At 42.6% G+C, this 22328-nt stretch carries 19 protein-coding genes and 1 pseudogene; 6 read left to right on the forward strand and 14 right to left on the reverse strand.

Annotation, left to right across the window (positions count from 1 at the left end; genetic code table 11):
- Nucleotides 1-1646 (reverse strand): filamentous hemagglutinin N-terminal domain-containing protein (locus tag KZ793_RS15220; protein ID WP_225816116.1); only part of this gene is annotated, 1646 nt, incomplete at its 3' end.
- A gap of 630 nt (nucleotides 1647-2276) precedes the next feature.
- Between KZ793_RS15220 and phoP the strand changes: the two genes are divergently transcribed.
- The 3 genes from phoP to KZ793_RS15235 all read left to right on the forward strand — a co-directional run bounded on the left by phoP (nucleotide 2277) and on the right by KZ793_RS15235 (nucleotide 5633).
- Complete coding sequence (phoP, locus tag KZ793_RS15225; RefSeq protein WP_225816117.1) at nucleotides 2277-2945, forward strand: two-component system response regulator PhoP; 669 nt, start codon at nucleotides 2277-2279, stop codon at nucleotides 2943-2945.
- A 19-nt stretch (nucleotides 2946-2964) separates the two neighbouring features.
- Complete coding sequence (gene phoQ, locus KZ793_RS15230; protein WP_225816134.1) at nucleotides 2965-4428, forward strand: two-component system sensor histidine kinase PhoQ; 1464 nt, start codon at nucleotides 2965-2967, stop codon at nucleotides 4426-4428.
- 83 nt (nucleotides 4429-4511) lie between these two features.
- Nucleotides 4512-5633, forward strand: coding sequence for a ribosomal protein uL16 3-hydroxylase (locus KZ793_RS15235; RefSeq protein ID WP_225816118.1), 1122 nt, complete (start codon nucleotides 4512-4514; stop codon nucleotides 5631-5633).
- A 270-nt stretch (nucleotides 5634-5903) separates the two neighbouring features.
- Here KZ793_RS15235 and pepT read toward each other — a convergent pair whose 3' ends face one another.
- The 5 genes from pepT to lolC form a co-directional block, all read right to left on the reverse strand.
- Complete coding sequence (pepT, locus tag KZ793_RS15240) at nucleotides 5904-7163, reverse strand: peptidase T (RefSeq protein WP_225816119.1); 1260 nt, start codon at nucleotides 7161-7163, stop codon at nucleotides 5904-5906.
- Nucleotides 7164-7218: 55 nt separating this feature from the next.
- Nucleotides 7219-8061 (reverse strand): Sir2 family NAD+-dependent deacetylase, encoded by an 843-nt coding sequence (gene cobB, locus KZ793_RS15245; protein ID WP_225816120.1) that lies wholly within the window; start codon nucleotides 8059-8061, stop codon nucleotides 7219-7221.
- A gap of 92 nt (nucleotides 8062-8153) precedes the next feature.
- Complete coding sequence (gene lolE, locus KZ793_RS15250; RefSeq protein WP_225816121.1) at nucleotides 8154-9401, reverse strand: lipoprotein-releasing ABC transporter permease subunit LolE; 1248 nt, start codon at nucleotides 9399-9401, stop codon at nucleotides 8154-8156.
- On the reverse strand, nucleotides 9401-10105 hold the full coding sequence (lolD, locus tag KZ793_RS15255; RefSeq protein WP_225816122.1) for a lipoprotein-releasing ABC transporter ATP-binding protein LolD: 705 nt from the start codon (nucleotides 10103-10105) through the stop codon (nucleotides 9401-9403). Before lolD ends, lolE begins: the two co-directional genes overlap by 1 nt.
- Nucleotides 10098-11300, reverse strand: a complete 1203-nt coding sequence (lolC, locus tag KZ793_RS15260) for a lipoprotein-releasing ABC transporter permease subunit LolC (protein ID WP_225816123.1) — start codon at nucleotides 11298-11300, stop codon at nucleotides 10098-10100. The genes lolD and lolC overlap by 8 nt, the downstream gene beginning before the upstream one ends.
- A 197-nt stretch (nucleotides 11301-11497) precedes the next feature.
- Here lolC and mfd point away from each other — a divergent pair, with 197 nt between their 5' ends.
- The 3 genes from mfd (at nucleotide 11498) to KZ793_RS15275 (ending at nucleotide 17581) form a co-directional block, all read left to right on the forward strand.
- Nucleotides 11498-14944 (forward strand): transcription-repair coupling factor, encoded by a 3447-nt coding sequence (mfd, locus tag KZ793_RS15265; protein WP_225816124.1) that lies wholly within the window; start codon nucleotides 11498-11500, stop codon nucleotides 14942-14944.
- Between the two features lie 801 nt (nucleotides 14945-15745).
- Complete coding sequence (gene pvcA / locus KZ793_RS15270) at nucleotides 15746-16723, forward strand: L-tyrosine isonitrile synthase (RefSeq protein WP_225816125.1); 978 nt, start codon at nucleotides 15746-15748, stop codon at nucleotides 16721-16723.
- A gap of 12 nt (nucleotides 16724-16735) precedes the next feature.
- Nucleotides 16736-17581 (forward strand): TauD/TfdA family dioxygenase, encoded by an 846-nt coding sequence (locus tag KZ793_RS15275; RefSeq protein ID WP_225816126.1) that lies wholly within the window; start codon nucleotides 16736-16738, stop codon nucleotides 17579-17581.
- A gap of 126 nt (nucleotides 17582-17707) precedes the next feature.
- Here the strand turns inward: KZ793_RS15275 and KZ793_RS15280 are convergent, their stop codons facing one another.
- From KZ793_RS15280 to KZ793_RS15315, 8 genes and pseudogenes are all read right to left on the reverse strand, one after another.
- Nucleotides 17708-18250 (reverse strand): DUF3916 domain-containing protein, encoded by a 543-nt coding sequence (locus KZ793_RS15280; RefSeq protein ID WP_225816127.1) that lies wholly within the window; start codon nucleotides 18248-18250, stop codon nucleotides 17708-17710.
- A 59-nt stretch (nucleotides 18251-18309) separates the two neighbouring features.
- On the reverse strand, nucleotides 18310-18837 hold the full coding sequence (locus KZ793_RS15285; protein WP_225816128.1) for a hypothetical protein: 528 nt from the start codon (nucleotides 18835-18837) through the stop codon (nucleotides 18310-18312).
- A 109-nt stretch (nucleotides 18838-18946) separates the two neighbouring features.
- Nucleotides 18947-19264, reverse strand: coding sequence for a hypothetical protein (locus KZ793_RS15290; protein WP_225816129.1), 318 nt, complete (start codon nucleotides 19262-19264; stop codon nucleotides 18947-18949).
- A 9-nt stretch (nucleotides 19265-19273) separates the two neighbouring features.
- Nucleotides 19274-20044 (reverse strand): polymorphic toxin type 50 domain-containing protein, encoded by a 771-nt coding sequence (locus KZ793_RS15295; protein WP_225816130.1) that lies wholly within the window; start codon nucleotides 20042-20044, stop codon nucleotides 19274-19276.
- Nucleotides 20031-20366: a DUF596 domain-containing protein gene (locus KZ793_RS15300; RefSeq protein WP_225816131.1), complete on the reverse strand. Its 336-nt coding sequence runs from the start codon at nucleotides 20364-20366 to the stop codon at nucleotides 20031-20033. Before KZ793_RS15300 ends, KZ793_RS15295 begins: the two co-directional genes overlap by 14 nt.
- 3 nt (nucleotides 20367-20369) lie before the next feature.
- On the reverse strand, nucleotides 20370-21098 hold the full coding sequence (locus KZ793_RS15305) for a DUF769 domain-containing protein (RefSeq protein ID WP_225816132.1): 729 nt from the start codon (nucleotides 21096-21098) through the stop codon (nucleotides 20370-20372).
- A 155-nt stretch (nucleotides 21099-21253) separates the two neighbouring features.
- Nucleotides 21254-21796 carry an immunity 42 family protein gene (locus tag KZ793_RS15310; protein ID WP_225816133.1) on the reverse strand — a complete coding sequence of 181 codons (543 nt, stop codon included), beginning with the start codon at nucleotides 21794-21796 and terminating at the stop codon, nucleotides 21254-21256.
- 2 nt (nucleotides 21797-21798) lie between these two features.
- Nucleotides 21799-22328, reverse strand: a pseudogene (locus tag KZ793_RS15315) (hemolysin/hemagglutinin-like protein HecA precursor); the annotation flags it as partial.

The raw sequence follows: 22328 nt of genomic DNA on the forward strand, positions 1-22328 counted from the left end.
GTATTGATAAAGCCACAGCCATGACAGGTGATGCCGTTCGGGTTAGCGATAAAGACCGCGGCTTTTTGCCCCGCCACTTCCAGCAGACCCTGTAGAGTTGAGGCAACCGTCCCCACCACTTCATTAATTATCAGCTCAGCCGATTGACCGTGGAAGTGAGGGTTTGCTCCAATTTGTCCCGCCAGTACGGATTGGGCAGCATCGGTAGCGTTATTTAACACCAGCCCTGAAGCCCCAACATTAAACTCCTGATAACGGTTATGTGAAACACCTCGGGAATTAGGGGCCGCAATATGGATAATAGGCAGGTTATTTCTCACGGCAATCCGCGTTTGCTTATCCGCCAGTTGAATCCCGGGTATGCCACCGGCTATTGCTGGGATATTGATGTCCAGTTGGGGAGCATTGCCTAATGCGAGGTCAATCAACGCCGCCGTCACCGGGGTATATTTTCCGTCGGCTGAGTACAACGCAGGGCTATTTTTGGCGACGGCCGCCGCCCCTGCTGCCGATAAGGTGGTCTCCGCCATATTGCCGCCGGCAATCAGGGTTAAATTGTTGCCGGCGGTGACGTGACCCACATCAAGCGAGCCACCACTGGTGAGAGTAATATCTTTCCCGGCGGTCAGGGCCATGCCCGCCAGATTTATCCCTGCGCCCGCATGGATTTCAATATTTTCATCCGTTTCCCATTGGTTGAACGGGCGCAGAGGCGAGAGAAAAACGTCAATCTTCCCATTGCTGGCTAAAAAGATATTTTTCGCCCGGGTAATTAACGTATTTACCAGAGAAATATTGCCGTCCGCGATCAAACGGATATCGCCTGGCGTTGCCGCCAGGTGAGTCAGATTGACCGCCTTACCCGGCTCGGTACTCACCAGACGGATGTTATGGGCAGACAGGCCCCCCAATGACCCGGTATCCATCGCTGCCCAGGGGGTATAACCTTCCCCGGCAAGGGGGACAAGGGTCCCGCGTTTGACATCAATCCGGTTGGGGCCTTGTGTCAATGTCAGGTTTTTCGCCTGTAGTCTGCCGTTGAGCTGAGTGGTCCGGCTGATGATATCGACAGTATCCTGTGCCGTCGCATCCAGCCCTTTTTCACCCAGGGTGATGATGCCTTTCTTCACTTCCAGGGCCGCTAACGCCCCGTCTTGATCAAACACCGGTTTACCGGTCGATAACGTGACCGCCGGAGTATTGATAAAGCCACAGCCATCACAGGTCATGCCGTTGGGGTTGGCGATCATTACGTTGGCTTTATGGCCGACAATTTCCAGCTGACCTTGCAGCTCAGAGCGCCCGTTGCCGGTGACTTCATTGATAATCAGTGCCGCCGCTTTATCTTTCAGATTAGGGTTGGCACTAAGTTGCCCGGCCAGTTGTGATTGCGCTACCTGAGTGGCGTTATTGAGTACGGTCCCCTGAGTGGCGACATTGAACTCTTGATAGGTGTTGTGGGATATCCCGGCCTCATTCGGTGTGGCAATATTCACCACCGGCACATTGCCCTGATTTTGGACCTGCGTTTGGCTATTATCCGGCGTGATGCCGGCGGCGATAGCCGGATGAAGAGGATAAACGGCGGTAAGGTAAATTAAAAGATAACTCGTGGCCCCAGCCACCGAGTTGGGGTGTTTATCCATCGTACGGTCCCTTTTCTTAATTTAAGTGTGACAAAGTCAGTGAGGCTGACTAATCAGTAATTCGTTATCCGCAATCAGGCTTGGGTGATAGAACGGTCACCTTCCCACAGAGAATATTGATAATTTAATAGTGACATCATCGAACCATTCTAATGTGTAATTAATTCACCGTCTGAATGGATAGTGTGAAATGTGATCATCGTTCGATTTTTTAATCCCAATAATGGGGAATCGGTTATATGAAATGTCGTGAAATCGCGGTAAGGCTGGAAATGATTTTTCTACATCAATAGCAATTCTTTGAATTTTTTAATGGTATTACATCCCCAATCCAGCAGGTGTGGGGCATTCTACTTATGTATTTGGGAATATTTTTAAATGGATTAGTCAACAACCTGAGGCGGATAAAACATCTTTCTACTACTATCCTTATATAAACCAATCCCAAACACACTTTAAAGTTATATTCTCTATTTCTAATTAACGTCTTGCTGTTATAGATCCATGTATCTAACATACTCAGCCAGAACTATTGCATTGAATTTTTTACCGGCAGTTTTGTCTATAATAACAGTCCGAATGAATTGATTATTACAATAACTGCCTGCTGGAGTTGAGAAGGATTATTCCATGCGGATATTGATCGTTGAAGACAACATGTTACTGCGTCACCATTTAACTGTACAGCTTCGGGACACCGGTCATCTAGTTGATGCCGCGGCAAATGCCAAAGAAGCCGATTACTATCTGGTCGAGAGCGAACCCGATATTGCCATTGTTGATCTTGGTTTGCCCGGAGAAGATGGTTTGAGTTTGATCCGTCGCTGGCGCCAAAAAGATGAAAAACTCCCCATTCTTGTTTTGACCGCCCGCGAAAGCTGGCAAGAAAAAGTCACGGTTCTTGATGCAGGAGCAGATGATTATGTTACCAAGCCCTTTCATCTTGAGGAAATTATTGCCCGCATGCAGGCACTCCTACGCCGTAATAATGGGCTGGCTTCTCAGATTATTGAATTCCCACCTTTCAAAATCGATCTGTCACGCAAAGAGTTAACAGTTTACGGGGAGAGCGTCAGACTAACAGCGTTTGAATACCGAATCATTGAAATACTGATGTGTAATAGCGACAAAGTTGTCACTAAAGAGTCATTAATGCGCCAATTATATCCCGATGCTGAACTACGCGAAGGTCACTCCATCGATGTCTTAATCGGCCGGCTAAGAAAAAAAATATTAGATATTTGGCCTTATGAAGCTATCGTTACTGTCCGGGGCCAAGGCTATCGCTTTGATGTTTAAAACTTTCATGGGTAAAAAAGTGCTTAAGCACAAAAAACAGCCTTTCTCACTCCGTACCCGATTTTTAATGGCAACTGCTGCGGTTATTCTTGCTCTTACCATGTCTTACGGTATTGTTGCCATTGTCGGTTATCTGGTCAGTTTTGATAAAACCGCTTATACACTGCTACGCAGTCAGAGTAATCTATTTTTCAGCCTTGCTCAGTGGAATAACAATAAGCTGGATATTTCAGTACCACCTAATTTCACACTGAATAACCCATCATTGGTTCTGATTTATAACAACAAAGGCACCATCCTCTGGCGTCAACGCCATATCCTAAAAGTCGAAAACTCTATTCCTAGTGAATGGTTAAAAGAAGACGGTTTATATGAACTGGATACTGACCTAAAAAGCAGCCGGGACTTGCTAAAAAACTCGGCTAACACACAAGGACAACTAGGTAAACTTAATGCACTTGACGAAAATGAAGATAACGAGCTAACCCACTCCGTTTCTGTCAACAGATATAGTGCGACAGCTCATTTGCCAGCGTTAACGATTGTCGTCATCGATACCATTCCACAGGATTTACAAAAAACGGTTCTGGTGTGGGAATGGTTCGGTTATGTATTAATTGCCAATCTTATTCTGGTTATCCCATTAATCTGGCTGGCCGCACACTGGAGTTTACGGCCAATTAAATCGCTTATTCATCAGATCAGTTCATTAGAAAAAGGTGAACGGGAAAAGCTGGATGAAAATCCACCGACAGAGCTGCGGGGGCTGGTTCGTAACCTTAATGTGTTGCTCAATAATGAACGCAACCGCTATACAAAATACCGGACAACCCTGGCTGATCTGACACACAGCTTGAAAACGCCACTGGCTGTTTTACAATCAACTCTCCGTTCTTTGCGTGACAGCAAACAAATGACTATTCAACAGGCAGAACCTATCATGCTTGAGCAAATTGGCCGTATTTCTCAGCAAATAGGCTATTATCTGCATCGTGCCAGTATGCGCAGTGAACACAGCACCATTATGCGGAAAGTCTCTTCTGTTCCTGCTTTACTAGATAGCCTGTGCAGCGCTTTAACAAAAGTCTATCAGCGTAAAGGTGTCAGTCTCACGTTAGATGTCTCACCGGAGATCACCTGGCTTGGTGAGAAAAATGACTTTATGGAAGTCATGGGTAATGTGCTGGACAACGCCTGTAAGTACTGCCTTAAATTTGTTGAGATCTCTGTGACGATTGATCACGATTCGGTAATGATTATTGTCGATGACGACGGTCAAGGAGTACCAATTGAAAAATGGGACATGATTTTCCAGCGAGGTCAACGTGTTGATACTTTGAAGCCTGGTCAAGGGCTTGGATTGTCAATTGCTTCTGAAATTATCGAACAATATAAAGGCGATATCAGTATCAGTGACAGTCCACTTGGTGGCGCCAGAATTTGCGTTATATTCCGATGCCAGCAAATTAATGATGATGATTAGTTAAATATGCCAGTGTAGTCTGATACTGAGTCTAACTATTCGTTATAATACCCTGAAATTCACTTCACACTCAGGATGTCACTATGGACTATCAGTTGAATCTGGACTGGCAGGCATTTTTGCATAATCATTGGCAAAAACGGCCTTTACTGATTAAACAAGGCTTCCGTCAATTCATTGATCCCCTTACTCCCGATGAATTAGCGGGTCTGGCTATGGAAAATGAAGTTGACTGTCGCTTGGTCAGCCAGAAAAATGGCCGTTGGGATGTCTCTCATGGTCCATTCGAAAGTTACGATCATTTAGGTGAAAAAGAGTGGTCACTGCTGGTACAAGCGGTTAATCACTGGCACCATCCTTCCGCCGCATTAATGCAACCATTCCGCGTATTATCTGACTGGCGGATAGACGATCTGATGGTGTCCTTCTCCGTTCCCGGAGGTAGTGTTGGTCCACATCTAGACCAATACGATGTGTTTATCATTCAAGGAATGGGCCGCCGTCGCTGGCGCATTGGGGAAAAGCTACCAATGGAACAGCGCTGCCCTCACCCCGATCTATTACAGGTCGATCCCTTTAATGCCATTATTGATGAAGAGATGGAACCAGGCGATATTCTCTATATCCCACCTGGATTTCCGCATGAAGGTTATTCCATCGAAGATTCACTAAATTATTCAGTTGGTTTCCGCGCCCCAAATTCCCGAGAACTGTTCAGTAGCTTCGCCGATTATGTGCTGGCTAATGATTTAGGCAGCTATCGTTATAGCGATCCCAATCTGACTTTCCGCGAAAATCCGGCGCTGGTCCAGCCACATGAACTATCAGCGCTACACACCATGATGAATGAGTTATTGGCACAGCCTGACACTTTCCAGCAATGGTTTGGTGAATTCATCTCTCAGTCACGGCATGAACTTGATATTGCTCCACCCGAGCCACCCTATGAAAGTGATGAAATTTATGAATTAATGAAACAAGGTGAAAATCTCCACCGCCTTAACGGATTACGGGTTATAAGGGTTGGTGATCAGTGCTTTGTTAACGGTGAATTAATAGAGACACCTCATATTAAAGCCGCTGATGTTCTTTGCCACTATTATGAGATTAATGCAGAAATGCTGGGTGAAGCGATAGATGATGTGCGTTTTATCAGCCTGCTCACTGCATTGGTAAACAGCGGCTACTGGTACTTTAATGATTAATGTATCATCACAAAAAGTGACCCTTTAAATAATTCTGTGTCACTTCTCACCCGGTTATTACCTCACTGCCTTTTAATCAGATCTTCCGATTAAGAGGCAGTTATCGAAAGTTGTCTTAATAGTCATTGTTTTAATCATCGTTATCCCCACCTGAGAAAATTTTAAATATCGTTAAACTCGATTGAATACCATTTAACTCATGGAAAAGTGACTGGCATATTTATCAGCCAGGTCACTTCCACGTAAATGCAAAAACTTGTGGCGCCAGGATTAGTGTAAAGCTCTTGTAGTTTTCTCAACTTTTTTAGACAACAGTGCCGTTAATTCAGCAATACGCATGACAACACTCACAGCCTGTTCCATTCCTTCCAACGAAACAAATTCATGTTTACCATGATAATTATACCCCCCCATGAATATATTCGGGCAAGGTAAACCACGAAATGACAATTGTGCCCCATTAGTACCACCACGAATAGGTTTAATAACGGGGTCAATATTACAATCCAGCATTGCCTGTTTGGCAATCTCAATAACATGCGGATATTTGATCACTTCATCATACATATTGTAATAATTATCATCGATAGTCAGTTCGATACAACAACCAGGATGCAACCCTTCACCGGCTTTTTTAGCAATTTTAATCATCTTCCTTTTACGTTCTTCGAAGTTATTCCGATCAAAATCACGAATGATATAGTGCATTTCAGCGCATTCAACCGTGCCTTTAATACGTTGCAAATGATAGAAGCCTTCATATCCATCGGTATGTTCCGGTGTCTCTTCCGATGGTAATGCCTGATGGATATGGATCGCCAGCGATAAGGCATTGATCATCACATTTTTAGCACTACCAGAGTGAACATTATTGCCAACAATCTTAACGGTTACTACCGCTGCATTGAAATTTTCAAATGCCAGTTCACCTACACCACCACCATCTACGGTGTATGCCCACTCAGCATCAAATGAATTAATATCAAAATAACGTGCTCCCTTACCTATCTCCTCATCAGGTGTAAACGCAATCCGAATATCACCATGTAAGATATTGCTATTTTTCAGACGAACCATTGCAGTAATGATTTCTGCAATACCCGCTTTATCATCAGCACCAAGCAACGTTTTACCATCGGTGGTAATCAGTGTTTTCCCCAACATGTTATGCAAGATAGGAAACATAACCGGCGATAACACTTCATTACCCGCACCCAAAGCAATTTCACCACCTCGATAATTTTCCAGCATTTGTGGACTTACATTTTTTCCAGAGAAATCAGGTGAAGTATCAAGGTGAGCAATAAAACCGATAGCAGGTACAGGCCAAGATGTATTAGCAGGTAATGTTGCCATAACACAGCCATGAGAATCCTGTACCACATTAGAAAAACCTAATTCGATCAACTCCTGTTTCAGCGCTTTGGCGAGTTCGAGCTGCCCATGACTACTGGGAATCGTCTTTGCTGACGGCTTTGACTGAGTATCAAAAGATATGTATTTAAAAAAACGTTCTAGTAATCTGTCCATTATTCTCTTCCCCCAGGGATTTTGTTACCCATTATGAGGAAGAGAAACACAATAATTATTGCGTCAAATCAGCTTTAAATTCTTTAATACTATCAATTAACCTTCGAGCATACTCATCTACTATCTTACTGGCTGGTCCATAATGCTTTTCATCAAATAAACTTTCTACCTGACTCGGTTCTAGATTCAGCTCTACCGTGCGCGCCCCTGCCAGTTTAGCTTCATGTACAAATCCAGCCGCAGGATAAACATGACCAGAGGTACCAATAGCGATAAAAATATCTGCCTGAGCCAGAGCAGAGTAGATCTGTTCCATCTCCAAAGGCATTTCACCAAACCAAACGACATGTGGGCGCAATGGCGAAGGGAACTGACAACAATGGCAACGTTCATCTGCCACCAAGTCGTCTGTCCACTCAAACACTTGCCCAGATTGGCAACAACGAATTTTGAGCAACTCACCATGCATATGCACAGTGCGATAACTGCCCGCTTGCTCATGAAGATTATCGATATTCTGGGTAATCAACAAAAAATGATCGCCAAGCTCATGTTCCAGCGCGGCTAAAGCATAATGCGCTGCGTTCGGTTTTATTTCGGGTTGCTGAAGCTGATGACGCCGAGCATTATAAAATGCCTGCACCAATTCTGGATCTTTCTGAAAACCTTCAGGTGTAGCAACATCTTCCACCCGATGTTCTTCCCACAACCCATCAGAGGAGCGGAAAGTCCGAATACCTGATTCAGCCGAAATGCCGGCACCTGTCAATACCACGATGTAAGGTTTTTTCATATTAAGCGCCAATCGATTATCCCTATAAAAAATCCGGCTACGAAACCTCTGATGCCTCAAACGCTTAACCTTACGAAGCCGACTAAGCCGACGACGAACTCGCATACTGATTTCCTTTAAGATTTCTTCAATACTGCTTAGGTTTCTGTTTTTTACACCATAACGCTTTTGGTTAGCTCATGCCAATAATAGATTGATTATTTCCCACTTAAAATTCGTGCCGGATCAAGTCTACTTGCCCGTCTTGCTGGATACCAACTTGCTAATAAACTCAAAATCAAAGCCGTCGCCAAAACATACAGAACATCCATGCCATGCAACTCAGATGGCAGGAAATCAATGAAGTAAACATCACCGGAAAGAAATTGATGCCCGATCAGCTTTTCCAGCCCATGAATAAGCACCGTCAGATTCAGTGATGCCAACACGCCAGCTATAGCACCAGCAATACTGCCCGTCATCCCCGTTAGTAACCCATACCAGAGAAAAACCGCTCTAACTTGCCTATCTTTAGCGCCGAGAGTTCGCAGGATAGCAATATCACTGCTTTTATCTTTTACCGCCATAATCAGGGTAGAAACGATATTAAAACATGCCACGCCAATCACCAGAATCATCGCCAGATACATAATGCTACGTACCATCTGAATATCATGATACATATAGCCATAGCTTCTTATCCAACTACTGATATAGACATATTCCTGTGATGCTTCCCCGGCAGACCTTACCCGTTGATCAGCGGCAAACACATCATCAACCTTGATCGCAATGCCAGTGATCCCTTGCCCATAATCCAAATATTGTTGAGCATCGGCCAAAGGGACCAGAGCCAGACTATGATCAAGCAAGCCGCTCAATCGAAAAATTCCGCTAACCTGTAAACGAATCCGCTTTGGTTGCAACAGCTTCATTTCGGGATCATTGTTCGGGATCATAACAGTCAACCAATCACCCTGCTTAACTTTCAAAGCATTAGCAACTCCCTGTCCCAGAATGACCTGTTGATGACCCGCCTGAAAATTTTGCCAGGCATTATCTTGCACAAACTGGGGTAATGAGCTGACTTGCGACTCAGTGGTTAAATCAACCCCTCTCACCTGAACAGCATGCAAGCTGGCACCTTTTTCCATCAATCCAGTGAAAGTAATATAAGGTGAAGCGGCAACCACACCGGTGGTGTTTTTTACCCGTTCCAATGCAGGCTGCCACTGTTCAAAAGGCTGATGAACCGTATAAATTTCACCATGAGGAACAACAGACAAGATGCGGTTTCTCAATTCTCGTTCAAAACCATTCATGGCACTCAAACCAATAATGAGAACAGCGACACCAAGCATAATCCCTAGGGTTGAAATCACTGAAATCAGAGATACCATACCGCCACGGCGGCGCCCGCGACTAAATCGCAAGGCAGTGACCAAAGAGAGAGGCAAATTCGCCATTACAACGCCCCCGCCAGGGTCAATTCATCCTGTAAATAACCATCACGCATCTCCACCTGACGATTTAATCTGCCGGCGAGATTCAAATCATGGGTGACAACCAGAAATGCCGTGCCTTGCTGCCGGTTAAGCTCACCCAGTAATGCAAAGATGCTATCTGCATTACGTAAATCAAGGTTACCGGTAGGTTCATCCGCTAAAACCAAAGCGGGCTCATTAACCAACGCTCTGGCAATTGCCACACGCTGGCGTTCACCTCCTGATAATTCTGATGGGCGGTGATGAGCACGCTTCTCCAGACCAACAGCAGCCAGCATTTCTAATGCTTTCTTCTGTGCCTGACTACGATTTTTACCACCAATTAACAGTGGCATAGCGACATTCTCTACCGCATTAAAGTCTGGTAACAGATGGTGAAATTGATAAATAAAGCCCAATTCATGATTACGCAATTCTGCTCTGGCTCCAGAGGACATTGTATTCAAAGAGTGCCCTTTAAAAAGGACTTCACCAGAAGTCGGTGTATCCAACCCACCAAGCAAATGCAGAAGCGTACTCTTACCTGAGCCGGAACTTCCCACAATCGCCATCATTTCACTCTGATTGATAGCAAAAGTGACATTTTTCAGCACTTCGGTCAGTACTTGCCCTTCCTGATATTTTTTACACAGATTATTACACAACAGTAGTGGTTGATTATTCATAACGCAAAGCCTCAGCAGGTTGGATGGCAGCAGCACGCCAGGAAGGATATAACGTAGACAATAGGGCAATCACCATCGCTGACATTGCGATTGTAGCAACCTGTAACGGCTCAATGGCAACAGGCAGCTCAACACCTGAGGTCAATAAGCCAATAAGTGGCATTAAGTTATTAAGCTGACTGGAAAGCAGAACACCAAGCCCAGTTCCCAGTAAAGTGCCGATGATCCCGGCTCCCGCCCCCTGGATCATAAAAATCGCCATAACCTGACGACGTACCACTCCCTGTGTCTGCAAAATCGCCACTTCTCCCTGTTTTTCCATTACCAGTAAACCAAGCGAAGTGATGATATTGAATGCAGCCACAGCAATAATCAGGCTTAACAATAAGCCCATCATATTTTTTTCCATCCTTACCGCTTGGAAAAACTCACCTTTACGTTCGCGCCAATCCTTCCACAACAACCCTTCAGGCATGGTTTGTAAGCTCAAACTATCTACAGCCAATGGTTCTGAGAGATAGAGACGCCAGCCAGTAATGTGACCTAGCGGATAGCGCATCAGACGGGCAGCATCTTGCTGATTAACCAGAATCTGCGTGCCATCGACCTCGCTATTAGACGCAAAAGTGCCAATAACAGTAAATAGACGCTGACTAGGAATACGCCCCATGGGTGTCAACTGACTTGCACCAGGTACCATCAGGCGAATGCGATCACCACGTTTTACCCCAAGCTCCCCGGCCAGCCTTTCGCCCAAAATAGCATTGTAGCTACCGGGGGCAAGTTGATGACGATAAGCGCCGGTTAAATATTCAGTCAGCGGCTCATATTCATCAAAAGTGATACCCAACATCACACCAACACCGACATTCCGGGCGCTTTGCAATACAACATCACCCGTCACCAATGGCGTAATCCTGTTAACCTGCTTTAGATCCGCAAGTTCACTGGCAGGATGCGCTTTTGGGTCTAGCGAGTCGTTTACCGACGTCACAACCGCCTGTGGCATAAAGCCAAGAATACTGGTTTCCAGTGAACGCTCAAAACCATTCATCACGGACAATACTGTAATTAATGCAGCAACACCGAGAGTAATGCCAATTGCTGACAGCCAGGAAACAAACCGACCAAATTTATCAGCCGCCCGACCACGCATATACCGCAAACCTATAAATAATGAGACAGATTGAAACATGAAATCTGTTACGCCCCTGTTGCCAAAGCAAAGTGTTCGGGGATAATAAAGGGTAGTTATATTTTATGGAACCACCAACATCCAGATTCTGTGGTTTTTTTATTTTCTCTCAACCAGCCAGCGTGTTTACTCGAAGACCATTATGTGTCGAAAGCCTGTTGGGAATGGACTGAATCATAGAGAACACATTTACGCTTATGTCCTCAAAATATCGTTATGAACTTCCCGAACGTCGCGGTGATAACTGTCAATTAGGCCAACTGACTGGTGCCGCTTGCGCTGTAGAGTGTGCTGAAATTGTCGAACGCCACCAAGGCCCTGTCGTACTGATAACCAAAGATATGCAAAACGCCTTACGTCTGCATGATGAAATCCATCAGTTTACCGACTGCCCTGTTGATCTCCTTTCCGACTGGGAAACACTGCCGTATGACAGCTTTTCTCCTCATCAGGAAATCATTTCCAACCGTCTGTCTACACTTTACCGTCTGCCGACGATGACCAAAGGTGTTTTAATCCTGCCGATAAATACCTTAATGCAACGGGTTTGCCCTCATGAGTACCTTAACGGGCATGCACTAGTTATGCACAAAGATCAGAGGCTTTCACGGAATAAACTCCGTACTGAATTAGAACAGGCTGGCTATCGTAGTGTTGAACAAGTTCTTGAACACGGCGAATTTGCTACTCGTGGCGCACTACTTGATCTTTTTCCAATGGGAAGTGAGCATCCCTACCGTATTGATTTTTTCGATGATGAAATCGATAGCTTACGCATTTTCGATGTTGACAGCCAACGCACGCTGACTGAGGTTAAGCAAATCAACCTACTGCCTGCTCATGAATTCCCAACAGACAAAGAGACGATTGAACTGTTTCGCAGCCAGTGGAGGGAACGTTTTGAAGTCCGTCGTGACAGTGAGCATATTTATCAGCAAGTCAGTAAAGGTACGCTACCCGCCGGGATAGAATACTGGCAACCATTGTTTTTCAGCCAACCCTTGCCTTCATTATTTGATTATCTACCCGACAACACCCTACTTATCAGCCAAGAAATAAACAATTCCGCTGAACGTTTTTGGCAGGACATCCAACAACGCTTTGAGAGCCGTAAAGTTGATCCAATGCGCCCTCTCTTACCCCCAGAAGAGCTTTGGCTTCCGGTTGATAATTTATTCTCAGCGCTAAAAAACTGGCCCCGCATTCAACTTAAAGCAGAAGAATTGAGCAAAAAAGCGAATCACGTAAATCTTGATTATCGACTGCTGCCTGATCTCTCCGTTGTTGCGCAAAACAAGGCCCCGCTGGATAAGCTTCGCCGTTTCCTTGAACAATTCAGCGGCCGCGTTATTTTCTCTGTTGAGAGCGAAGGACGAAAAGAAACGTTACAGGAATTATTGTCACGAATAAAGATTAAACCCATTAAAATCAGCAAATTGCATCAATCACAACAACCAGGTCACTTTTTGATGATTGGTGCCGCTGAACATGGTTTTATCGATACAAAGAATGAACTGGCTCTGATCTGTGAAAGCGATATGCTCGGTGAACGTGTTGTTCGCCGCCGTCAAGACACCCGCCGCACAATTAATACCGATACCCTGATCCGTAACCTTGCAGAATTACGCCCCAGTCAACCAGTGGTCCATTTGGAACATGGCGTTGGCCGTTACCAAGGGCTAACTACGCTGGAAGCAGGTGGTATCAAAGCTGAATATCTGATCCTGAGTTATGCTGGCGACGACAAACTTTATGTTCCGGTCTCTTCCCTGCATTTTATCAGCCGCTACGCAGGTGGTGCTGATGAAAATGCCCCATTACATAAATTGGGCGGAGAGGCATGGAACAAAGCCCGCCAGAAAGCGGCCGAAAAAGTACGCGATGTGGCTGCGGAGTTGCTTGACATTTATGCTCACCGCGCCGTAAAACCAGGATTTGCGTTTAAACATGATTGGGAACAATACCAATTGTTCTGTCAAAGCTTTCCATTTGAAACAACTCCAGATCAGGAACAGGCAATTAACGCCGTTCTGAATGATATGTGTCAGCCCGTCGCTATGGATCGCTTAATTTGCGGTGATGTAGGCTTTGGCAAAACCGAAGTTGCAATGCGCTCCGCATTTCTGGCAGTCCATAATGACAAGCAAGTGGCAATCTTGGTTCCGACAACACTGCTGGCTCAGCAACATTTTGATAATTTCCGCGACCGTTTTGCTAATTGGCCTATACGTATTGAAATGATATCTCGTTTCCGCAGCGCCAAGGAACAGCAACAAATCGTTGAAATGGCAGCCGAAGGTAAAGTCGATATTATTATTGGTACGCATAAACTGCTACAAAGCGACTTGCGCTGGAAAGACCTTGGTTTGTTAATTGTCGATGAAGAGCACCGGTTTGGTGTTCGCCACAAAGAGCAGATCAAAGCCATGCGTGCCGATGTCGATATTCTGACCCTCACCGCAACCCCAATTCCACGAACGCTCAATATGGCAATGAGTAGTATGCGGGATCTCTCAATTATTTCGACCCCTCCTGCTCGCCGTCTGGCAGTCAAAACCTTCGTGCGCGAGTATGACAGTTTGGTGGTGCGAGAAGCCATACTGCGTGAAGTTTTGCGCGGTGGTCAAGTCTACTACCTCTATAATGATGTTGAAAACATTGAGAAAGCGAAACTGCGTCTTGAAGAGTTAGTACCAGAAGCACGGATCGCCATTGGTCATGGACAAATGCGTGAACGGGATTTGGAACGGGTGATGACCGATTTCCATCATCAACGATTTAATGTTCTGATTTGCACCACAATTATTGAGACAGGCATCGATATTCCAAGCGCCAATACCATCATTATTGAACGTGCTGACCATTTTGGCCTGGCCCAATTGCATCAATTGCGGGGGCGTGTCGGACGTTCTCACCATCAGGCTTATGCTTACCTGCTGACACCACATCCGAAAGCAATGACAGTCGATGCACACAAACGTCTGGAAGCTATCGCCTCCCTTGAAGATTTAGGTGCGGGTTTTGCACTGGCAACTCACGACCTTGAAATTCGTGGGGCCGGCGAACTCCTAGGTGAAGAACAAAGTGGTCAGATGACAACAATTGGCTTCACTCTCTACATGGAGCTGTTAGAAAGCGCTGTCGATGCACTAAAAGCAGGCCGCAAACCTTCACTTGAAGACTTGACCAATAGTCAAACTGACGTTGAATTACGGATGCCTATTTTGCTACCTGATGATTATATTCCTGATGTCAATATGCGTTTGTCTTTTTATAAACGCATTGCCAGCGCCAAAGACGCATCAGAATTAGCAGAATTGAAGGTTGAATTGATAGACCGGTTCGGCACATTACCTGATCCGGGGCGCCACTTATTACAATCAGCAGCCATTCGCCTGTTAGCTCAGAAATTAGGTATTAAACGAATAGAAGCCCATGAAAAAGGAGGGTTCATCGAGTTTAGTGAGAAAAATAAAGTTGATCCAACTTATCTTATCGGTCTGTTACAGAAACAACCTGAAATTTACCGATTAGATGGCCCTGCTAAACTGAAATTCATCTCTGATCTGAACGAGAGAATGGCACGTCTGGAATTCATTCAGCAATTACTTGATACTTTTGAACATCATCAACTCTGTTCTTAAGACACTTTTACTTCCCCTATGATCAATTATCAGTCTATGGGGAAGTCATACGACTTAATTCATGCTGCACAACTATCTGTCTTTTCCCTCGACGTAACCCTGTAAAAATTGAGACGAATATTCATCTGCACTACTGAATGATTATGCTGTAACTTATTCATTAATATTTATCTTGAGATAAAAATTATATCGTAATATCCATATGGAATAAGGATTGTTACCCTGACTGAATTAAGAACAACCTCAATTTTTTGAAAAAAATAACCAGATATGGTTATAGTCGTAATAACAGCCTATATTATCAATCTGATACAGCAACTTATCTTTTATCTGGATTATATCTCTTCCGCTATAATTATAATTTTTATTATAAAAAATAATATTATATAACCAAAAGAAATATATTAAAGAATATAAATAGATGACTTATCCATCTTATTCAAAATCAATTTCAGAGAGAGCAACCAACATAAAATCAACACCAATACCACTTCACAGACTCTCATTTAGCCTTAGTTAGTATTTAACCAAATTGGTCGTACCAGTTGGTTTAGGTTTTAATAACGCCGTCAAACTTTGACTTAATGTAACAATCAATCAAATATATTGATTAATTATATAAATCATATTCAAACATATTGCTTATTATGAAATAGATTATTAGATATTCTTAAATATTATATTATCTTTTAATTGCGTTATCTTACACTTCGTCTATACCAGTTAGTTAAATCGCTATTTATTTATTTTAAATCAATTAAATAATAAATACTTTTACAACAAGCATGAGAAATCGTTATTATGCAAAGTGCCACCATTGATAATATCACTTCCGAAAATGTTTCCGTTAATGATACTTCTATACAGATTCTATGTGAATTGTTGCAATACCGTAGGAATCTTACTAATTCAGAGAAAAATTCGACTCAAGAAGAAGAGATTATTAAAACTGTACAATTACCCAGAATTGAACACTTTATCAAGAATAAAAAGCCTATCGAATTCATTTTACCGGCATTCCCAACCAAGTCACCAAACAGAAATAAAGTACTTGGTACTGCCCCTGATATGGCAGAACGCTTATCTTTGATTTTTCTTAATTCTCTTTGCCAGCGTATCCAGCTTTATTATCCTCCTGGTGCTCGCATTATTATTTGCTCTGATGGGCATGTTTTCGGTGATCTCATTCATGTCAGTGACGAAGTTATCAGCCAATATCATGAAGATATTAAACAATTACTTCATGAAGTGGGTGCTATCAATTTAAGTACATTTAACCTCAATGACGATAAGGAACTCTGCGAACATAGTGATGATTTTAATTTACAGAGACAGATGTTAGTAAAACATTACGCCCGATCAGAGGAATCTATCAAAGACGAACTGTTGCAAAATAATAATGGATTACAATTATACCGTGCAGTCACTCGCTTTTTATATGAAGACAGCTTATTACCCGGTTACACCGGATCAAACAACGCCTTACAGAAAGATGCCAAACAAAGAGCTATCGGTGTTATTCAACGAAGCTGGGCATGGGGAAGTCTATTAGATACTCATTTCCCAAAAGCCATACGTCTGTCTATTCATCCTCAACCAGCAGACAGTATTAAATTTGGTATTCATATGATGCCAACCCGGGATGATTGGTTAACCCCTTGGCATGGTGTCGCAGCCAATGTAAATGGGCAATTTATACTTATGAAACACAAAGAAGTTCAGATGATGGGCGGAAAATTAGTCAATGTTCATGGAAAACCCAGTCACTATGTAATTTGAAGGAAAATAGCGATGACAGAATTAAATAACTTTCAGACAGAAGAGACAACCCCTTTTGGTTTAAAAATTACGCCTCAATATTCCGATCAACATATTAATACATTATCAGTGGAACAACTGAAAGAACTGGCTAGAAAACACCATCTGCTTATATTACGTGGTTTCAAATCTGATTTATCTGATCACGAAAAATATGAAGAATATGCCCGTAATTGGGGAGAAATAATGATGTGGCCGTTTGGTGCTATTTTAGACGTTCGTGAACACCAAGATGCTACCGATCACGTTTTTGATAACAGCTATATGCCATTGCACTGGGATGGCATGTATAAACCGACAATTCCCGAATTTATTATGTTCCATTGTGCCCACGCACCTGAAAGCGACCAAGGGGGCAGGACAACCTTTGTCAATACTCGTCGTGTTGTTGCTAATGCTACTCAACAGCAATTAGAACAGTGGAAAAATATATCGATTACTTATCGCATTAATAAAGTCACTCATTATGGTGGAGAAGTTTATTCTCCTCTACTGGAAGAACACCCGGACGGAAACGGATTTGTTATCAGATATAACGAACCGGCAATAGATGGCGAAAAATTCCTAAATAAACATGCTATTGAATATCATAATATCAGCCCTGATCAAGTAGCAGAATTTCAACAAGATTTTATCAATATACTATATGATAAACGCCATTTATATGCTCATGCATGGAAAAAAGGCGATCTAGTGATTGTGGATAATTTCTCTCTGCTACATGGACGTGAAGGATTTACTTCCAAATCAGAACGGCATTTACAGAGAGTCCATATTCAATCTAATCCGGCATTTAATAATCAAGCGTTAAGATCATAGTATTTTTATATAAATAAAGAACTAGAAAGATTATTAATTTGACTCCCATTGTCATGTATTGGGAGTCAAATGATTTATCTTTATGAAGAATTGCACTTATTATCCTAATCCACCAAATTCTTATATTTAGTTAACTTCACCAATATACCAGCATTCAGAATAATAAGGCTTTCCCTCGTCATCTTCACTTATTCTAAGAACACCTAGCTCTGAAAAGCCATCAGGTAATCGTAAGTTCCATTCTTTGCATAAACTCCGCTCACTTAATAAAGTTATTTTACCAAACCGACCATATCCATTACACGTATGTTTATTGAAATATTCCTTAGATGTGAATATACATAATTCACTTGAAAACATATCAGGCAATACAATGGAGCAAGTAATTCTTATATTATTTTCATTGTCTGGCTTCACCTTATAAATGTTATAAGCTGCATCTATCAAATCTTGAGCACAAATAGATTGAATATTTTTGTTAGTCTGTTTTCCTTGTACCAATGCTGAATACACCGGGATTTTGACATTCCAGTAACCGTAAGAATAATCATTTTCAGTAATAACAGGAAAATAGGTTCTATATGATTCAGACCATATTTTCAATGAGCGTAGTCTACGTGGTATACCACGCAGTTTTTTATTGCTCAGCGCTATTCTACGCATAGACATTTATAATTTCCCTCCTTTAGCAGCATCAATTTTGGTCTGGTTCACCGTACCATCTAAGTTTAAGGTGGTCTTAAATTTCCCTTTGTTATCAAAAACCTCAAGATGGTTTTTATGTTGACTATCAAGATATGGTTAATCACTTTTCCAATATTATTATTGGTTTTGTAAACACTCCGCCCCTGATATATTTGGCTGGTTTTTTGTGTACTATTTTTTATTTGAGCTCCAAAACCGGGTTGAGTAAGAAATTCATTCATATTCCCTATAGCCCCCTGATTCGGTTGATACGGTTGTTTGCCCATTCCCGCACTTCTTGTTGGTGTGAACGAATCCAGCCCCTGCATTCTGGCTTTTTCCTGAATTTCTCTCATCCGGGCACTGTAATCACTCTGTAATGCCCGCAGCTCTTTGGCAACCGCGACACATTGGTCAGCTCCTGAACACGTTGTTATCCGCTCCTGAACCCTGTCATATTCCTGCCGATATTTATCCCTGACAGCAGAACGGCAACTGGTATCACCATGACAGTTGACCAGTTCCTCACTCCTTGAATGATTCTGCTCAACGCTTAAGTGATTATTGTCCACCCAAACGTCCGGCTATGTGAATTCTCTGGAGGTCTACTGATTAATAAGCGGTATTTATTCCTAATGAGAAAATTATTAAAGGAATATCCTCTGGATTTATAATAAACCTCTAATATTCTCTCCTTACGTATATAAAACCACTTAAGCTATCAAGATCTTTAAATGGTTTTGTAGAAAAAACTGCTTCATCGTTTACACTTCTAATATCTTCATTAGATGATGTGTGAGCTAAAATATTTGTTATGACTATATCCAAACTTTCGTAATCTTCCTCTGTCGGTGCACGATCAAGATAGTATCTTAATGTTAAGATCCTTTCTTCATTGTTGAATCCAACAGCTATTGCTCTTATAGCCGAATAAATTTCTCCAAGAAGAGCTTTTGACACCCATATAAATAACTCATCTGGTATAGTTCTTAACGTCATCAGAAAACCTCAATGCTGAATAGGGTTAGCAGGAACAATGTGCGCTCCGTTTTTTCCATAATGAATAATGCCATAATTTGTTGGTTGCCCTTCATATTTCCCTATGGGTTTACCAAAATTGACAATAGGTTGATTACGCGGAGTCATCCGTATGATGGGATATTCACCTGTGTGAACACCATTAAGTAATTTTTGAGGGTCTACACCTTCCGCTAATGGAGAACGTCCAGGAATATAATTATTATGTCCTGTAATATGTTTTCCTTGTTGCCCTGGATTAATTTCTTTTGATAACCCCTGAGGGATTGGCAAACCTTTAGTATCTTGTTTCGCATTCATTTCTAATTTAGCGGTAACTTTTGGGGTTATGGTTTCTTTTGTAGATACATTTTTCAATGTACTAGTTGCTACGGTCTTCGCAGTTGCAGCTTCTACCGCTGTTTTTCCTACACCAATCACACCAGCAGCACCTACACCGCCCGGTGTTAATGCTTCAGCGACCTGAATACCTGCATTATTCAGACAAATTGTCGGTGCGGTTTTACACCCTTCCAGTGCTGCTCGTGCCATCACGGCGATTTCAGGCGTAGCGGCCACAATCTGGGCGCCACCGGCTAACGCGATTCCTCCTGCGGAGACAATCAGATTGCCATCAGCTATACCTTTAGCAATATTAGCCTTACAGGTCGTGTCGCAGTCCGGTGTTTTAGCCAACCAGAATCCAAGGTCTGAACCAGCTGCTGCACCTAGGGCATTATTCTCAACATCAAGTCCATTCAAAGGAACCGTCTTCTAATACCCAAACAGCACCTCCCGGGCAAGCTTCATCAAAAAACCAAATACCGTCCTCCATCTCAGTTTCCATTTTTGGAAATGCCTGACGGAAACGTTCTAACTGTTCGTCCACAGTACTTTCAAGAAATTTACCATGTTTTGCTAATCTAATTCGTCCTTCTTCCATAAGACGCCTCAACAGTTTCAGAAAAAGGAGATGCCTAGAAGAAAAATCATTCGAAAAATCCTCTGTTGACCACCATAAAGCTTGTAGATTACGTCCTTCTAAAGCTTCACAAAGGTCCAAATAGTCCTCTTCATTTAACATAAATCACCTAAATTTAATTTCGATACCCGTTTTGTATTTAGTAGCAACATCACCTAACTGACCATTATCTTTTACATCTATTGTCCATCTAGCTCCGGTTTGTGCTTCTGACGTTGATACATTTCGTAAAGTAACGGTAGTACCATCACCAAGTTTCGCAGTATAAATCCCAGACCTAACCTGCTTGAGTGGAGTATCTCCTGCTAATTGTTGAGCATAGTTATGAATTTGTTTATCTGTAAGCTTTTGGCTCTCGAAAATCTTTGTTGTGCCATATCGACTAGCTCCTTCACCTTGACGGATCGTCTGACTATCAATGACTAGATCTTGTGATGGATGATGCTTATCGTATACTTTAGTCAGCTCGTTGAATCGATCCTGTTGCTGATGCTTGACCAATTCCTCATTTCTGGCCCTCTGTTCATTTTCAGGTTCCCAGCCTCCTGGAGTTCCTGCTCCTGAACCACCAAGTTCGGCTTTCTCTGAATCTGTCAGATCCTTTGATATATTAGGTTGATTTTCACCATCCACATAATCTGAAGAACATACCCGGCCAAATGAACACTCTGTAGCTTTATCTAGCGTTTCTCCTATCTCCTTTAGCTTTTTGTCCAAAGCTGAGGCTATCGTCTGATTGGCTTCGTTCACGGCTTCATCCGTGTTTGAACCCGCTATCGGGGGCGGTGGCATGGGTACAGCTAGCGCATTATTCTCCACAACAACGCATTCCATTGCGAAGTTGACCGACGAATACCTATTTTTCCTGTATACTCAGTTAGTTACAACCCGTTTTCCCCTGTGCGGCTTGACATCCGGCCCACAATGCCCCGACGCGACTTTTTAGTCCGGTAAGTCACTTTGCTTTGATGCTGCTAAAAGGCAACACGTTAAATCGTCGAATAATATTCAAGTGTTTTTGAAATTATTTCATTAACTTCACTCTTATAAAGAATAGCCTCTCTAATATCAGGATTAGTGATCGTTTCCCAAAAACCATTCCCATATTCATCTTGTTTTAATTCACTATACTTAGCGCCAAGTATCCTAACCATATCACCATGAGAAACAGCAAAAACAATAAAACCAGCATCATTAATATTTTCTGTTGACGCTTGGTATTGGTAAGATTGCTCAAAATTTTCGGGCTCATCTTGTCCTATCAACTCAGGAGAAATCATTCCTAACATAAAGTTAAAAGCATCTTTAGTTCCTTTTTCAAACAACGCTTTATTTTCCCGAAAAGAAAATAAAGCATTAGTATTGTCTTTCAACGAAAAGATATCTACCCAAAGGGTAGATATCCTTATTTTTTCAGGGAAAAAGAAACCATCAATACAAAAATGGAAAAGTCCATTTTTATAAGTATCATCACTCCATTCTGGAAGATGTTGTATTAACACTGCAAAACGATATGGATCACCAAAAATCATTTTTATCTCCATTTTCCGGACAAACCAAGTTGTTTTTTGACTTCATTAGGAACGTCATTTTTATTCAATGGATTTTTTACATCACCAGTACTTCCATTCCAGTGATACTCCCCATTGGCCCCTTCGAACCGATGAATATTACCTTTTTCATCCTTAGCGAATCTAACTTCTTTATTACCATAATTCTTGGAACTTGGAATTGAGTTTTCAAAAAGTTTCAATGAGTCTTTTGGTTCTATTCCCGCATTACGGCGATTTCCATCACCGCCAGGAGTATGTTTAGGATTTGATTTATAAACTAACCCATTATTCGCTGTCACTGGATTAGGTACTGGTATAGCACTTCCCTTGACTCCTTTTGCTCCAGCCTTACTGATCCCTCCGGCCACTCCGGCAGACGCCGCAATTCCCGTCTGCCCCATAATCTTCACGATTTCCTGGGTGGTTTCTTCTGAGCCGCCGGTGACTTGGGCACGATGGAGCACCAAATTGCGGGAGGCATCAATATTTGACATCGCACCCCGTAAATCAG

Source organism: Photorhabdus antumapuensis, assembly GCF_020387775.1.
Classification (GTDB): Bacteria; Pseudomonadota; Gammaproteobacteria; order Enterobacterales; family Enterobacteriaceae; genus Photorhabdus; species Photorhabdus antumapuensis.

Coding starts and splice junctions, on each gene's coding strand:
- KZ793_RS15275 (WP_225816126.1), top strand. CDS start 16,736: ATGACAGAATTAAATAACTTTCAGACAGAAGAGACAACCCCTTTTGGT.
- KZ793_RS15300 (WP_225816131.1), bottom strand. CDS start 20,366: ATGTTAAATGAAGAGGACTATTTGGACCTTTGTGAAGCTTTAGAAGGA.
- lolD (WP_225816122.1), bottom strand. CDS start 10,105: ATGAATAATCAACCACTACTGTTGTGTAATAATCTGTGTAAAAAATAT.
- pvcA (WP_225816125.1), top strand. CDS start 15,746: ATGCAAAGTGCCACCATTGATAATATCACTTCCGAAAATGTTTCCGTT.
- lolE (WP_225816121.1), bottom strand. CDS start 9,401: ATGGCGAATTTGCCTCTCTCTTTGGTCACTGCCTTGCGATTTAGTCGC.
- KZ793_RS15290 (WP_225816129.1), bottom strand. CDS start 19,264: ATGACGTTAAGAACTATACCAGATGAGTTATTTATATGGGTGTCAAAA.
- KZ793_RS15280 (WP_225816127.1), bottom strand. CDS start 18,250: ATGTCTATGCGTAGAATAGCGCTGAGCAATAAAAAACTGCGTGGTATA.
- KZ793_RS15305 (WP_225816132.1), bottom strand. CDS start 21,098: ATGGAATGCGTTGTTGTGGAGAATAATGCGCTAGCTGTACCCATGCCA.
- KZ793_RS15235 (WP_225816118.1), top strand. CDS start 4,512: ATGGACTATCAGTTGAATCTGGACTGGCAGGCATTTTTGCATAATCAT.
- pepT (WP_225816119.1), bottom strand. CDS start 7,163: ATGGACAGATTACTAGAACGTTTTTTTAAATACATATCTTTTGATACT.
- lolC (WP_225816123.1), bottom strand. CDS start 11,300: ATGTTTCAATCTGTCTCATTATTTATAGGTTTGCGGTATATGCGTGGT.
- mfd (WP_225816124.1), top strand. CDS start 11,498: ATGTCCTCAAAATATCGTTATGAACTTCCCGAACGTCGCGGTGATAAC.
- cobB (WP_225816120.1), bottom strand. CDS start 8,061: ATGCGAGTTCGTCGTCGGCTTAGTCGGCTTCGTAAGGTTAAGCGTTTG.
- KZ793_RS15310 (WP_225816133.1), bottom strand. CDS start 21,796: ATGATTTTTGGTGATCCATATCGTTTTGCAGTGTTAATACAACATCTT.
- phoP (WP_225816117.1), top strand. CDS start 2,277: ATGCGGATATTGATCGTTGAAGACAACATGTTACTGCGTCACCATTTA.